Raw genomic sequence first — 14,298 nt, forward strand, 5'->3', positions numbered from 1 at the left:
CACTCTTGGTCAGGGCTGGCTCACGGTGATGTTGAAAGTCACATCTTCTGTGAAGACACCCGGAATGGAACCGATCACATGAATCGTGTGCGGCCCCAGTGGGAGCGGTTTTATCATCAGCCAGTATCCGTCGCTTATGGCCATGCCTGAACCTGCACCAGATAGCGGTGGAGAGTCCGTTACGAAGAAATTGTTATGCGGTACAGAGAATTGAAAGAACGGCGATTGCACCCGGAATGGAGATGACGGCGGCTGCACTCCACTGACTGGTATGTTATCAATCGTGGCACTCACGGAGGTGACGAGGTTAATTATGTTTTTGGCACACACGCGGCAATCAGATTCAACTGAACAGCCAGGACCGGTCGGATTTGATGATGAAAAAGCACCCGCCGGTAGCTCGTAGGTGGAGCAGTCCGCGTTAATAATCGGCACAAAAATGTATTTCCCGGCGGGCACCTTGCATTGCTCGATTGCTGGCTTTGCGGCCAAAGAGCCTGATGGACCGGTCAGGAACCAGACCGGTCCAGACTGGTTGACGCTACAGTGTGTTCCGTCGTTGTAACCCGAAGGGTTCGGCCGAGGCGGCCCATACGGTATTGCAAGTAACCATTGCCACCACGCCGCAGACCACTGATTGTAGGTCATCCCGTCGACCGTTTGCTGCGGCGGTACGATAACTGTGTCCTGGCCATCAGCCAGCACCTCCTGGCTCGCGACGCCGAAGAGGATGCCGACCGTTGCTAAGGCGAGCGCATGTCGCCGAATCTTTGTGTTGCAGTTCATTATGACCTCCATTGAATGAACGACCAACGGTGCTGCCATCAACTGAGCTGACAATAAGGTTTAAGTTACTGTCCGTGGCGTGCGCATTCCAAGGCGCTCTGCCAGGTCGGACAGAAATGGTGCCTGTCTGGATGGCCTGGTCACAACCACTGGTGCAGCTGGTGCCGTCTGGAGCGGAGGGCCGAGTTGATGACGTGCTATGCGCTCGTGCCGCCGATGTTTGCAGGGCGTTCTTGAGGTCACCCGCAGTTCGCACTCTTCTAAAGCACACACATCCCCTGGGCTTAACGAGCAAGCAAGGCCTGGCTGACCGCCAGGCCCATCCTTTCTACGATGCACGCAGTTTTTAGTTGTCGTAGTCCAGCGTCGCAGGGTCGCTGTTCTTAAAGATTGGATACCACGGCGACTGTAACGGGCCGCCCGTGGAGTTGGCCGGCACGATGACGTTGCACTGTATGGTCGGGCTCGTAGTCGTGGTCGTGGTATTGCAACGCCGCACCTCACCTGTCGTCGTCTTGTCACTACCCGTGTTAGGCGAACCAGTGATTGGGACGTACAGATACCCGCCCGGCCCGAAGATGATTGCTTCTGCGTATGACCTGAGCGAACCGGCTACATCCAGCTCGACCTTGTCGAGCAGGTGACCGGTCTTTCCGTCAAGCTTCAGTATTTTGTCGGTGTCCGTGGCCCCAGCACGGAAGCTCGTCACCCACAGATTGCCTTTGCTGTCAAAGACCAAGCCCTCAGGGCGATGCAAATCGGGGACTGTTGCATCGGACGCAAATACGTCAACGAATGCATTGGTCCGTGGGTCGAAGCGCAAGACGTAGCCAACTGAAGGGTCATGTGGGTCTTTCGAGACGGGGCATGCTCTTGCAGAGACGTACAGTAGTCCGTCGGGTCCGAAGACAACTCCACGCGGGTAAAACCCCGGCTTGAAGTTCTTCCGGTTGAGGTTACCCTTGAAAGCACCCGCCGCATCATATTCCTTTACGTCGCCTTCGTTAGCACATTTGTTGTTCGCCACACCATCATCGGCCACATAAAAGTAGTTGTTTGGGCCGCCGCGCACGATGCCGCGAGGCGAGAAAGGCGCGTTGGGGTCAGTCGAAGAGACTAGTTTGCCGATAAATGTACCGGTCTTCGCATCAAAGCGCATCACCTCACCGTTATTTGGAGTGTTTACGTTCTGATTGACGACCACGAGCTGCCCATCTGTAAAAATCATTCCCCGTGGCCCGGTCAGTCCGGCAGCCGCCGCCCCGGAAGCCACGAAGGGGCCAATGTATGCCCCAGTCAAATTAAACTGCTTGATGGAATTGTCTCCCGCGTCGCCAATGAACAGCTGCTGTGCGGTTGAAGATTGACTGACCATCAACGCACTGAACCCCACCGCTGCCGAAAGCAGCATGGAGCGCAGCACGCCTTGAGTGAACCGACATGTTGTATGCCAGGAGCGACTGCCTGAAGAGACAAGAGAATATGCAAACATTTGACGCCTCCATTTGGTATTTACCACTTGGTGTCGCAACAAGAAGGTCGGGTAGAGCCGGCGCGATGTCCTGGTTGCGCTATCCGCCGTTTGCCAGCGTCGACGAAGCTGAATTGTCGGCTGCGGAACCGGCGGGACCTGCGTTTCCGCCGCCGCATGCGCTCAATGTCGTTGCGACCAATAGGGCAAATGCTGTTGCGTGCATGGTCCTAAGCAAGATGTAATGGATCATTACGGACTCCTAAAGGAAAACAAGAAAACGCATTCTGGCGAGTTGACAGGTGACAATGGACTTCGCATGTCGCGACGACCATCTCCAGATAGACCGGTAGGTGAACAAACGCAATCGCCGCGCACTCCGCGCTTTGTGAGCGGTGCAGACGGGCGCACGTGAGCGCCGGATAGGGCGCGCCGAGGCGCTATTGGCGGGAAAACAAGAGCCTGTGCAGTAAGCAGGTGTCCATGGACACCAACTCTTGTTGGTTCACTATATCGTCCTGGACACCAACTTAGCTAGCAAACCAAGGTGAGGCGTACGTTCTAATATATGAGTAAAGCCTAGGGCAGCGTTTGGTAGATTACAACCCACGACGATTATAAATTTGAGGATTCGGAATGGCTGAAGTCGTTACCGAATACAAACGCCGAATTCCATGAATATTACAAAGATTTTAATACGAAGATTTTCGGGAGCTTTCCTCCTGTCACAAGTAAAGCGCGCCCCGATGGCGATAACGGAGCCGGCGAGGTGTTGACGCCGGCAATCGAAATAAAGGGCTGTTGAAACGGCGAACTATTAGCAGCACCCGCCACCTGCCTCCCAATTGCCTGACCGCCACATGGAGGCCGTTGGCGCCTCAAATGGTATCTGCCTCGTCAAGTGGTTTCATTGTCATCGGTGGACCGACGGCGAGCGACTCGCGCCGCTGGCCAGGCTCGACGTCCAGTTGGCAGCCATGGCGACAACGTGCCCGTGCGCCTGAAGCTCCTGCAGGTGCTTGTACTTGTCTTCAGGTAGCACGCCGGCCTTGACGCCATCAAGTGCGAGTGCCTTCGCCACCGAGTTCGCGGTGACGGAATTGTCGCCGGTGAGCATCACAATCTGCACGCCGGACTCTTTCAGCAGACGCACCGCGTCCGGCGTCGTCCCTTTAACGGGTCCGCTACCCCGATGTAGCCAGCAAGTTCGCTGTCTATCGCGACATACATAACCGTTTGCCCGGCCTCGCGCAGCGTGTCGGTATTTTCTTCGACCGACCCGAACAATTGATTTTCCGCTCTTCCATCAGGCGCACATTGCCCAAGGAGACCGCGTATCCCTCGAGTTTTCCTGTCACGCCTTTGCCGGGCACCGAGTCGAAAGCGTCTACGCGACTCGTCTCTGTTCCAGCGTCTTTCGCGTGCATGATGATGGCTTGCGCGAGGGGGTGTTCGCTCGCGCCTTCGAGACTTGTAGCGTAAGCAAGCACCTGGGATTCGGACCAGCCAGCCAGCGCAACGACAGTCTGTCCGCGCGGTTTGCCCTCCGTAAGGGTTCCGGTCTTGTCGACCACGACGGTGTCGACCTTCTCCATCAACTCGAGGGCTTCCGCGTCCTTGACGAGCACGCCTTCGCGAGCGCCGCGTCCAATCCCGACGATGATGGAAACCGGGGTGGCCAAGCCGAGCGCGCACGGACAGCATTGTTTTTGTCGGGACAGGAATCGTTTGCCAATCACCAATCTGTCCCGACTTGCAACATCTGACAACACGAGTGGTAACATTTGTTGTCACCCACTGCCCGAGCATCGCATGCCAGACAGTTTCGAACAGCTCGCCGCGCTGATCCGCGCACGCTTCGCCGATTTGAGTCCGCAGTTCCAGACCGGCGCCGCATTCCTGCTCGACCACCCCGACGAAGTGGCCGTCTCGTCGATGCGCAAGGTCGCCGAGCGCGCCCGCGTGCAGCCTGCGTCGCTAGTGCGGCTCTCCCAGCTACTGGGCTTTCCGGGCTGGAACGAGCTGCGCGACCTGTTCGTCGCGAGAGTGCGCACGCGGCCCGAGCCCCTTTCTTCGCGGGCCCGCTCGCTCGTGGCGGGCAGCACGAAGGACGGCCTCGCGCGCGAGATGCTCCTCGCGCAGCAGCATAATCTGGAGGCGAGCGCCGCCCAAAACACCCACTCGATGGTCGAGGCCGCGCGCCTGCTGCGCCGCGCGAAACACGTGCACGTGGCGGGCTTCCGCTCGTGCTACGCGGTGGCGTTCGGGCTGGTCTACGGCTATCGGTTCTTTCGCCCTTCGGTTTCGTTGCTGGGCGGCGAGGCTGGGACGCTGGAAATGCAACTGCTCGGCATCGAGCGCGACAGCGCGACGATTGTTGTGAGCTTCGCACCGTATTCGGTCGAGGCGGTGCGCGTGGCAGAGGCCGCGCTCGCGAAAGGCGGCCGACTGATCGCGATCACCGACAGCGCCGTTTCGCCGATTGCGCTCCATGCCCACAAGGCGCTGATCTTCACGCACGAAAGCCCGTCGTTTTTCCCCTCGCTCGTGGCGGCCACGGCCCTGGCCGAATCGCTCGTCGCGCATCTGCTGGCGCTCGAAGGTTCGGGCGGGATCGCCCAACTCGAACAGGCCGAGCGTTCGCTGAACGCGCGTGGCGCCTACGTGCCCTGAGGGCGGGGCGCTCCCTTCGATCCTCTGTGTTCCCGTTCCCGGGTACCGTTGCGAAACGGCATCCGGCTTCAACTTCTTCGCTCATATCTCGTTTGTTGTTGTTTGTGCTTTTGTTGACAACATATGTTGTTTGGCCGTATAAAACGCAATGCAGAGGACTGACGCAAGAACGGAGCGGGAAAATCGATGCGCCACCGATTCGTCGCGCGACCGCCCGCTCCGGCTCGGCGAGTTGCTGCCCTCGGGCGTACGTTTCACGACCGCGCGGGCACTGGGATGCCTGGCTTGCGCAACGACCCCCACGATCCCGAAGACGAAAACAGGCTCGCCACCGCATGCATGCGCATCGAGCGGCGTGGTGTCGCGCTGGACGTTGGGCAGGCCGGCGCGCGGGTGCTCGGCTTCCATATCGATTCGGATGCGCGCGAGGCTGGCGACGCGGCGCGTTGATCGTCCACCGACTTCATCGAGGACCCTATGACCATGGCGTCTCCAACCAAAGTGTTTCATCGGATGCCGAGACAAACCTTGCCCGTCGCGGTGGCGGGGGAAGGCATCGAGATCATCGATTCCACCGGCAAGCGCTACATCGATGCAAGCGGCGGCGCAGCTGTCTCGTGCCTCGGCCATAGCAACCCGCGCGTGATCGAGGCGATCAAGCGTCAGGCACAACAGCTGCCGTACGCGCACACCGCGTTTTTCACGACCGAGGCGTCGGAGCAGCTCGCTGATCATCTCGTTGCCGCCGCGCCGAAGGGGCTTGACCATGTGTACTTCGTGTCGGGCGGTTCGGAGGCGATCGAAGCCGCGCTCAAGCTGGCACGCCAGTATTTCGTGGAAAAGGGCGAACTCGCGCGCCGCCACTTCATCGCACGCCGCCAGAGCTATCACGGCAACACGCTCGGCGCGCTCGCGATTGGCGGCAATGCCTGGCGCCGGGAGCCGTTCCTGCCGATCCTGATCGAGTCGCATCACGTCAGCGCGTGCTATGCGTACCGCGAGCGTCACGAAGGCGAAACCGACGAGGCCTACGCACAGCGTCTGGCCGACGAGCTCGAGCAGAAGATTCTCCAACTGGGGCCCGACACGGTGGCGGCGTTCATCGCGGAGACCGTTGTGGGCGCAACGGCTGGCGCGGTGCCGCCGGTGCGCGAATACTTCCGCAAGATCCGCGCGGTGTGCGACCGTTACGGCGTGCTTCTCATCCTCGACGAGGTCATGTCGGGCATGGGCCGCACCGGCTATGTGTTCGCGTGCGAGGAGGACGGCGTTACGCCCGACCTGCTCGCAATCGCCAAGGGCCTCGGTGCGGGCTACCAGCCGATTGGCGCGACACTCGTGAGCCAGCGTATCTACGAGACGATCGTTGGCGGCAGTGGCTACTTTCAGCACGGCCACACCTACATCGGCCACGCCACGGCTTGCGCGGCGGCGCTCGAAGTGCAGCGTGTGATTGCCGAAGAGAACCTGCTCGACAACGTACTCGCCCGCGGCGAGCAACTGCGCGCGCTTTTGCGCGAGCGCTACGCAGCGCATCCCTGGGTGGGCGATGTGCGCGGCCGCGGACTGTTCGTCGGTGTCGAGCTCGTGAAGGACCGCGCCACGAAGGCCACATTCGACCCGGCACTCAAGCTCCACGCGGCGATCAAGCGAGAGGCGTTCGCGCGTGGCCTGATGGTCTACCCGATGGGCGGCACGGTGGATGGCAGAAACGGCGACCACGTGCTGCTGGCGCCGCCTTTCACCTGCACGGCGCAGAACATCGACATCATCGTCGATCGGTTGGCCGCCGCAATCGACGGCGCGCTCGTTATGGCAGGCGTGGCGCGCCCGGCGTGAGGCGTGGTGCTACGATTGATATGCAACTAACTGCCAAAACCACGCGTCCACCGCGAGCGGTCGCGCGCGACCGGCCATGATACGCAACGGAGCAGATCGATGACCCAAGACCAGAAGACACGGCTTCCCGCATTTGAGTTTGCACTTGCGTCCCCCGAGCAGAAGGCCGTGCTCGACGAAATCCTTTCCGGTCCGCGCGGGAATCTCGACGGACCCTTCCTCGGCTGGATCCATAGCCCGCAACTCGCGCAGCACGCGCAGCGCCTGGGCGCGTTCTGCCGCTACCGGACCGGCCTGTCGATACGGCTCTCCGAACTCGCGATCCTCGTCACGTCGGTGCACTGGCGGGCCCAGGCCGAGTGGTACATCCACTATCCGATCGCCCTGAGGGCGGGCGTGCCGGAGGCGCTGGCCGAGCAGATCCGCACGGGCGCGACGCCGCAGTTCGACGAGCCTGACGATGCGCTGATCTACGCGTTCACGACCGAGCTGTACGAAACGAAGCGTGTATCCGACGCGACCTATGCGCGTGCCGTCGAGCGCTTTGGCCATGAAACGACGATCAACCTGGTCGGGCTACTGGGCTACTACGCGCTGGTGGCCATGACACTCAACGTTTTCGACATGCGCGCCGAGGGTCAGACGACCCTGCCGTTTGGCGAATAAGCGCGGCGCGCCCGCGCAAGCTTCGCTCGAAGCCCCCTTCGGTCTTCCGAAGTTTTTTCAGTGCGATTCCGCACGCGTGACAACCATATTTCAGGCAAACCTGTTTGAACCCGGCAATTCCTGATGATTTGGCCGGAGCGGTGCACCACGCATCCGCCGTTCAGCGATTAATCGAACGGACGGTTTTATCTGCGCAGAAAACGTTTCCACACCTGTCGCTGCGTGGGTGGCATTTTGAACGAGGCCGTGAACCCGGTTGCCATGGCGACGCATTCATAGAAGCTGTGGCGCGGCATTTTCAGCAAATACGCTCGAAATAATATGACTGTTTGAGCGCGCAAGTTTGCCCGGTACGTTTTGCCGCACATGTATGGTATTCCGCGTAATTTGTGCGGAGCGCCACTGGATACGGTTCGGCCGAGCCGCGAATAACAGGGTTTTCAGCAAGTCTTATGAAAATCGCTTGCGCGCATTAATTCCAGTTGTTAGTCTTGCCAAACTTATTAATGACCGCGGCATTCTCATTCCGAAAGCGCGGTAGGGTGGCGAGATGTTCGTCCCGCCCAGTCTTTTCTCTGTGCGCCTTTTTTAACGGGGAACTTCATGCTTGATACGACCATCGACGTAGCCGAAAAGCCGCACGCCGCCATGGCCGGAATTGGCGACGTCGTCACCCTGAAGTCGGGCGGTCCGCGCATGACCGTCATGTACGCCGGTCCGGTCGGATTCGCCAGCGGCCACTGGTTGATTTGCCAGTGGTTCGACGAGCATGGCGAATTGCGTCAGGACATGTTCTCGCAGGACATGCTGCGGATAGAGCCTCGCTCGATCCCGGCGGCGTTCGTCAAGATGCGCAATCCGGCTGGCGGAAGGGCCGTGGGCGGAATCTGAACGGTAACCCCATCGCAGGCTGGGGCGGATCCGCTCGGGCGGATCCGGTGGTTCTGCAGATTTGCATAAGCGGCCGGGCCTGTGGGTCCGGCTATTTATTTATCGCTGGCCCTCTGCGGCGATACGCACGGCAAGACCCGCAAGCACGGTGCCCATAAGCCAGCGCTGAAGCTGGAGCCATCTCGGCCGCCCCGCGAGGAAGGTCGCAATCGTGCCAGCCGTCATGGCAACGGCGGCGTTTACGCTAATCGAAAGCGCGATCTGAATGCTGCCGAGCACGACCGACTGTGCCAGCACGCTGCCCTGTTGCGGGTCGATGAACTGCGGCAGCAGGGACAAGTAGAGAACGGCGATCTTCGGGTTCAGCAGGTTGGTGACGAAACCCATCAGAAAAAGCTTGCGAGGCCGGTCGGCCGGCAATTCGCGCACCTGGAACGGCGAGCGGCCGCCTGGCTTGAGCGCTTGCCACGCGAGCCAGAACAGATAGAGCGCGCCGCCCAGGCGCAGTGCGTCGTACGCGAACGGTACGGCCATGAGCAACGCGGTAATGCCGAACGCCGCGCACAACATATAGAACACGAAACCGAGGGCGACCCCGCCCAACGAGATCAGCCCCGCCTTGCGCCCCTGGCAAATCGAGCGCGAGATCAGATAGATCATGTTGGGTCCGGGCGTAAGCGCCATGCCGAGGGCGACGGCGGCGAAGGCAAGCAGCGGGGCGGCGTGTGGCATCTCGGGTTCCCTGTTGAGTGTTGCCCAGATGGGTCGGGCGGCGCGCGCCGGATTGGCGCGGCAAAAGTGACCTGTTTCCTGTGATTATTTCATGTGGAGCTGGCGCGTGCGCGCCGTGGGCGCCGCGTTGGCCGGACGGATAAGCCGAGAGGGCCTCAGTGCGAGGAGCGCTCTCGCTCGGCGCTGCGCGTTTTGCGCGCCTGAATGCGGTCGTCGAGCCGTCTCGAGAACAGGAGCATGCCTAGCCGCCGGCTGCGCTCCTTCGTTCGCCCGCCGAGATCCCTCGGCGGATTTGGTTGTAGCGCCCAGAAAAGTGCCAGCAGCCAGCCGAGCACTGTCCAGCCGAGCACGGCATTGAAGACGGCGATGATCAGCAGGTCGTGGCGCTGGCGCCGGTCGGCGATCAGCGCGGGCAGAAAGTAGAGCGCGACCACCGCTGCGAGGACGACGATCTCGAAGACGGAACGGCTCACCATGGGTCGCTCTCCGTAAATAGGGGAAATATGCCCGACACATCATTGTCGCGCGGATCGTCGCCGGGCGCATGGCACGCCCTGGCCGGACGGCTAGCGGTCGGTGCGAGGGGGTGTCGGCGGGCGTGGGTTCGGGTCTATCATCGGGTTTTTGATCGCACGGAACCGACATCATGATCTCCGACCTGTCAGAGGCCACCCGCCATCTGGATCACGACGCGCTGCGCGCCTTTATCGAGCGGAAATGGCAAGACGAGATCGTACCCGCATTGACCGACTACATCGCGGTGCCGGCCAAGAGTCCGGCGTTCGACCCGCAGTGGGCGCAGCACGGCTATCTCGAGCGCGTCGTGCAGGAGGCGGCGAAATGGGCGGAGCAGCAGCCAGTGCGCGGCCTGAAGCTAGAGATCGTGCGTCTGCCCAATCGCACGCCGGTGATCTTCTTCGAGGTGCCCGCCACGCGCTCCGGCAGCACCGAGACGGTCGTGCTCTACGGCCATCTGGACAAGCAGCCGGAATTCGCGGGCTGGCGCAACGATCTCGGCCCCTGGACACCCAAGCTGGAAGATGGCCGGCTGTATGGCCGTGGCGGCGCCGACGACGGCTATGCGATCTACGCGAGCGTCACGGCGCTCGCCGCGCTCGACGCGCAAGGCATCGAACGGCCGCGCTGCGTGGGCCTCATCGAGACCTGCGAGGAGTCGGGCAGTTACGACCTGCTGCCTTATGTCGATGCGCTGCGCGAGCGGCTCGGCACCGTGGGCCTGGTCGTTTGCCTCGATTCCGGCGCGGGCAATTACGACCAGCTCTGGCTCACCACTTCGCTGCGCGGGCTCGTGGCGGGCGATCTCGAGGTCGAAGTGCTCGAAGAGGGCATTCACTCGGGCTCGTACGGCGGCATCGCCCCTTCCAGCTTCCGCGTGATGCGGCAACTCTTCGAGCGTCTCGAAGACGCCGCTAGCGGCACACTGCTGCCCAAGGGCTTTCATTGCGCGATTCCCTCGCAGCGCCTGAGCGAAGCCGAGGCCACGGCGAAGATTCTCGGCGAGGGTGTATGGAAAAGCTTGCCTTGGGCGTGCGGCCAGGACGGCCGGCGCGTGCTGCCTACCACTACGGATCCGCAGCAGGCGCTGCTCGATTCCACGTGGCGGCCTTCGCTTTCGGTCACCGGCGCAGCGGGCCTGCCCGCGCTCGCCGACGCCGGCAATGTCTTGCGCCCGCGCACGGCGTTCAAGCTCTCGCTGCGTCTGCCGCCGCTCGTGGAGGCAGCGAAGGCCGTGGCGGAACTGAAGGCGCTGCTCGAGTTCGATCCACCCTACAACGCGAAGGTCACCTTCAGGCCAGACGCAGGCGCGGCCAACGGCTGGAGTGCCCCGGAACTCGCCCCCTGGCTAACCGAAGCGCTCAGCGCAGCCTCGCGCACGCACTTCGGCGCGGATTGCGCCTATCTTGGCCAGGGCGGCACGATCCCGCTCATGAATGTGCTGCAGGCGGGCTTCCCCAAGTCGCAGTTCATGGTGTGTGGCGTGCTTGGCCCCAAGTCCAACGCTCATGGACCGAACGAGTTCTTGCACGTGCCGTATGCGAAGAAGCTCACGGCCACGGTTGCCGAGGTAATCGCCGCAGCACCTTGACCGGGTGCCACGGCGCGACCCGACGGCCGCAGCTTGCACTGCGGGAGACGCATCAGCGGCGTTGACGTGCCGGTGCGTCGTTTGCAGCATGGCCGTCGCCATGGCATGAGCAGCTTTCGTCGTCGATGGGTTGTTCCAGACTTTTCATGATCCCGCACCCGGCGCTGCTGCTCTGATGGGTGCGGCAGCTCTCGCGCAACGTGCGCAACTGCTGCTCCAGCACGCGCATCGATTCGATTTGCTCGTGAATGCGCGCGATCTGGTTGTCGATCAACTCGTTGACTTCGTCGCAAGGCTGGCCAGGATCGGCCTGGAAGCGGCGCAGCATGCGGATGTCCGCCAGCCCGATGCCGAGCGACCGGCAATGGCGGATGAAGTTGAGCTGCGCGGCGTGGATGGCGGTGTAACTCCGGTATCCGTTGGTCTCGCGCGCGGGCTCGTCCAGCAGGCCCTCACGCTCATAAAAGCGCACCGTTTCGACATCGCAGTTTGCGAAACGCGCCAGTTCACCAATTCGCATGGTCGCGGTTCTCCTGAATCACTTGACCCTGTAGCCACTACAGGCTGTTCAATGATTTTGTCACTTTGGGGAGAAATCGGCGATGAACCATGGCTTCTTGTCACGGCTTGGTGTCGCGCAGCGCTTGCGTGCGCGTGACGAAGAAAGGGCGGCCGGAGGCGCCAGCGGCGCGTGTTGCGAGGCGGACAGGGCCAGCGCGCCTGCTGGCGGCTGCTGCCACCAGCATGGGCATGAAGATCACGGCCACGATCACGATCGCGGCCACAGCCACAGCCACAGCCACGATCACGGCCATGCCGAAAGCTGCTGTCACAGCGCCGCACAGGAGCGCGCGCCGGAGCACGCGCGTTGCCAGGCACCGGCACCCGAAGGCGCCAGGCGCGCGCGCTGGCGCATCGACAACATGGATTGCCCGACCGAGGAGCGTCTGATCCGCAACCGGCTCGAGCCGATGCCGAGTGTCGTGCGTCTCGACTTCGACCTGCTCGCTCGCGAGCTGACCGTGCATCACCGGCTCGACGATACGCAGCCGGTCGTCGATGCATTGCTCGCTCTCGACATGTCCCCGCGCGCGCTCGATGCGACCGCTGCGGTGCAAGGCACGCCGCCGGCCTCGCCCGGCATCGCCCTGCGCCAGAAGCTGCTGCTCGCTGCGAGCGGCATCGCAGCCGCAGGCGCCGAGGTGCTTGCGTGGAGCACCGGCCACGAAACCGGCCTGCCGGTGCTGGCCTGCGCGGTCGTCTCGCTGTTGTGCGCGGGGCTGCCCACGCTGCGCAAGGGCTGGATTGCGCTGCGCAATTTCACCATCAACATCTATTTCCTGATGTCGCTCGCACTCATGGGCGCGGTCGCGATCGGCAAGTGGCCCGAGGCCGCGATGGTCGTCTTCCTGTTCGCACTCGCGGAGGAAATCGAGGCGCTATCGCTCGAACGCGCGCGCCACGCCATCCGCGCGCTCACCGCGCTCGCGCCCGAAACTGCCGAGGTCTGGCAGGCCGGCGACGGCGTCGCCGCGACGGGCGAATGGCGCGAGTGCGCGGTGAGCGCGGTAGTCATCGGCAGCCGCATCCGGGTGCGCACCGGACAGCGCGTGCCGCTCGACGCGCGCGTCACCGCGGGCCGCGCCGCGCTCGACCAGGCGCCGATCACGGGCGAAAGTCTGCCCGTCGACAAGGAGGCCGGCGCGGCGCTGTACGCGGGCAGCATCGTCGTCGATGGCGTGGTCGAGGCGCTCGTCACCGCCGCCGCGCAGGACAGCACGCTCGCGCGCATCGCGGCCGCGGTGCAGGAGGCGCAGGCGCAACGTGCGCCCACGCAGCGTTTCGTCGATCAGTTCGCCCGCTATTACACGCCGGCCGTCGTCGCACTCGCCGTGATCATCGCGCTTGCCGGGCCGCTCGCATTCGGCGGCGCATGGAGTGCCTGGCTCTACAAGGCGCTCGTGTTGCTCGTGATCGCCTGTCCGTGCGCGCTCGTCGTCTCGACGCCGGTGACGGTCGTGAGCGGCCTCGCCGCCGCCGCGTCCCACGGCATGCTCGTGAAGGGCGGTGTCTGGCTCGAACGTGGCCGGCTCCTCAAGGCCGTCGCGCTCGACAAGACCGGCACGCTCACCCGCGGCGAGCCCGTGCTGACCGACGTGCTCGCAGCGCCCATGCGAGCGCTGGCTACCGCTGGCGCGCCAGCCGAAACGCCGCCGCTTTCGGTTGACGAGGCACTGCGCATCGCCGCGAGCCTCGACGACGCGAGCACGCACCCGGTCGCGCGTGCGTTGGTCGAGGGCTGGCGGGCGCGTCAGCCGGATGCGCGCCTCTTCCCGGTCGATCAGTTCGCGGTGCTGGGCGGCCGCGGCGTGCAGGGGCGCGTCGACGGCGCGCGCTGGAGCCTCGGCAATCACCGTCTGGTCGAGGAACTCGGCTTATGCTCGCCCGAACTGGAGGCGCAACTCGCGGGCCTTGAGCTTTCGGGCAAGACCGCGATCGTGTTGTGCACGCCGGAGTCGGCCGTTGCCGTATTCGCCGTGGCCGACGCGCTGCGCGAAGAGAGCGCGCCGGCCGTGCGCGCCTTGCGCTCGCTTGGCGTCACGCCTGTCATGCTGACCGGCGATAACGTATCGACTGCGCGAGCGATCGCCGATCAGCTGGGCATCGACGATGCGCGCGGCAATCTGCTGCCGCAGGACAAGCAGGACGCGATCGCCGCGCTCTCCGGGCAGTACGGCATGGCCGCGATGGTCGGTGACGGCGTGAACGACGCGCCCGCCCTCGCGCGCGCCGATATCGGCTTCGCAATGGGCGCGGCGGGCACGGCCACCGCACTCGAAACCGCCGACGTGGCGATCATGGACGACGATCCTCGCAAGATCGCTGCGTTCATCGGGCTTTCTCGCAAGACTGCCGCGGTGCTCATGCAAAACATTGCGTTCGCGCTCGGCATCAAGGCCGTCTTTCTCGTGCTCGCGCTGGCAGGCGAGGCCACGCTCTGGATGGCCGTGTTCGCCGACGTGGGCGCGAGCCTGCTCGTCGTGGCGAACGGCCTGCGTGTGCGCCGGCATTTCGGTGCGGTGCGACAGGCGATGAAGCCTGCATGAGAAACATCCGTGCGGCGACTCAACGC

At 63.1% G+C, this 14,298-nt stretch carries 13 protein-coding genes and 1 pseudogene; 6 read left to right on the forward strand and 8 right to left on the reverse strand.

Annotated elements, in window-relative coordinates:
- Nucleotides 1-9 precede the first annotated feature (9 nt).
- The 3 genes and pseudogenes from BMI01S_RS40780 to BMI01S_RS38980 form a co-directional block, all read right to left on the reverse strand.
- Entirely contained in the window at nt 10-786 is a 777-nt protein-coding gene (locus BMI01S_RS40780; RefSeq protein ID WP_154671163.1) for a hypothetical protein, read from the reverse strand.
- 346 nt (nt 787-1,132) lie between these two features.
- A complete protein-coding gene (locus BMI01S_RS13525) occupies nt 1,133-2,278 on the reverse strand; it encodes an NHL repeat-containing protein (RefSeq protein WP_036044456.1) in 1,146 nt (381 codons plus the stop codon).
- A 946-nt stretch (nt 2,279-3,224) separates the two neighbouring features.
- Nucleotides 3,225-3,957 (reverse strand): annotated as a pseudogene (locus BMI01S_RS38980) (HAD-IC family P-type ATPase); the annotation flags it as partial.
- Between the two features lie 112 nt (nt 3,958-4,069).
- Between BMI01S_RS38980 and BMI01S_RS13540 the strand changes: the two are divergent.
- Complete coding sequence (locus BMI01S_RS13540; RefSeq protein ID WP_028210252.1) at nt 4,070-4,930, forward strand: MurR/RpiR family transcriptional regulator; 861 nt, start codon at nt 4,070-4,072, stop codon at nt 4,928-4,930.
- An 81-nt stretch (nt 4,931-5,011) separates the two neighbouring features.
- Here BMI01S_RS13540 and BMI01S_RS40785 read toward each other — a convergent pair whose 3' ends face one another.
- The gene (locus BMI01S_RS40785; RefSeq protein ID WP_154671164.1) at nt 5,012-5,338 is read right to left on the reverse strand and encodes a hypothetical protein; all 327 of its coding nucleotides are present in this window, start codon (nt 5,336-5,338) and stop codon (nt 5,012-5,014) included.
- A gap of 75 nt (nt 5,339-5,413) precedes the next feature.
- Here BMI01S_RS40785 and BMI01S_RS13545 point away from each other — a divergent pair, with 75 nt between their 5' ends.
- The 3 genes from BMI01S_RS13545 (at nt 5,414) to BMI01S_RS13555 (ending at nt 8,326) form a co-directional block, all read left to right on the forward strand.
- Nucleotides 5,414-6,769 (forward strand): aspartate aminotransferase family protein, encoded by a 1,356-nt coding sequence (locus BMI01S_RS13545; RefSeq protein WP_036044500.1) that lies wholly within the window; start codon nt 5,414-5,416, stop codon nt 6,767-6,769.
- Nucleotides 6,770-6,868: 99 nt separating this feature from the next.
- A complete protein-coding gene (locus tag BMI01S_RS13550) occupies nt 6,869-7,435 on the forward strand; it encodes a carboxymuconolactone decarboxylase family protein (RefSeq protein WP_028210250.1) in 567 nt (188 codons plus the stop codon).
- Nucleotides 7,436-8,038: 603 nt separating this feature from the next.
- On the forward strand, nt 8,039-8,326 hold the full coding sequence (locus tag BMI01S_RS13555) for a YodC family protein (protein ID WP_036017998.1): 288 nt from the start codon (nt 8,039-8,041) through the stop codon (nt 8,324-8,326).
- A gap of 99 nt (nt 8,327-8,425) precedes the next feature.
- Here the strand turns inward: BMI01S_RS13555 and BMI01S_RS13560 are convergent, their stop codons facing one another.
- Together BMI01S_RS13560 and BMI01S_RS13565 are read right to left on the reverse strand one after the other, a co-directional pair.
- Nucleotides 8,426-9,058, reverse strand: a complete 633-nt coding sequence (locus BMI01S_RS13560; protein WP_028230439.1) for a LysE family translocator — start codon at nt 9,056-9,058, stop codon at nt 8,426-8,428.
- 155 nt (nt 9,059-9,213) lie between these two features.
- Nucleotides 9,214-9,534: a superinfection immunity protein gene (locus tag BMI01S_RS13565; protein ID WP_028210247.1), complete on the reverse strand. Its 321-nt coding sequence runs from the start codon at nt 9,532-9,534 to the stop codon at nt 9,214-9,216.
- A gap of 170 nt (nt 9,535-9,704) precedes the next feature.
- Here BMI01S_RS13565 and BMI01S_RS13570 point away from each other — a divergent pair, with 170 nt between their 5' ends.
- Nucleotides 9,705-11,165, forward strand: coding sequence for a M20 family metallopeptidase (locus BMI01S_RS13570; RefSeq protein ID WP_028230440.1), 1,461 nt, complete (start codon nt 9,705-9,707; stop codon nt 11,163-11,165).
- A 52-nt stretch (nt 11,166-11,217) separates the two neighbouring features.
- Here the strand turns inward: BMI01S_RS13570 and BMI01S_RS13575 are convergent, their stop codons facing one another.
- Nucleotides 11,218-11,685, reverse strand: coding sequence for a Cd(II)/Pb(II)-responsive transcriptional regulator (locus BMI01S_RS13575; protein WP_028210245.1), 468 nt, complete (start codon nt 11,683-11,685; stop codon nt 11,218-11,220).
- Between the two features lie 100 nt (nt 11,686-11,785).
- Complete coding sequence (locus tag BMI01S_RS42975) at nt 11,786-11,980, reverse strand: hypothetical protein (protein WP_238327627.1); 195 nt, start codon at nt 11,978-11,980, stop codon at nt 11,786-11,788.
- Nucleotides 11,981-12,088: 108 nt separating this feature from the next.
- On the opposite strand from BMI01S_RS42975, the gene BMI01S_RS13585 reads away from it, so the two are divergent.
- Nucleotides 12,089-14,272, forward strand: coding sequence for a heavy metal translocating P-type ATPase (locus BMI01S_RS13585; protein ID WP_042289496.1), 2,184 nt, complete (start codon nt 12,089-12,091; stop codon nt 14,270-14,272).
- The last annotated feature ends 26 nt before the right edge of the window (nt 14,273-14,298 follow it).

This window comes from Paraburkholderia mimosarum LMG 23256 = NBRC 106338 (genome assembly GCF_000739815.1).
Lineage (GTDB): Bacteria > Pseudomonadota > Gammaproteobacteria > Burkholderiales > Burkholderiaceae > Paraburkholderia > Paraburkholderia mimosarum.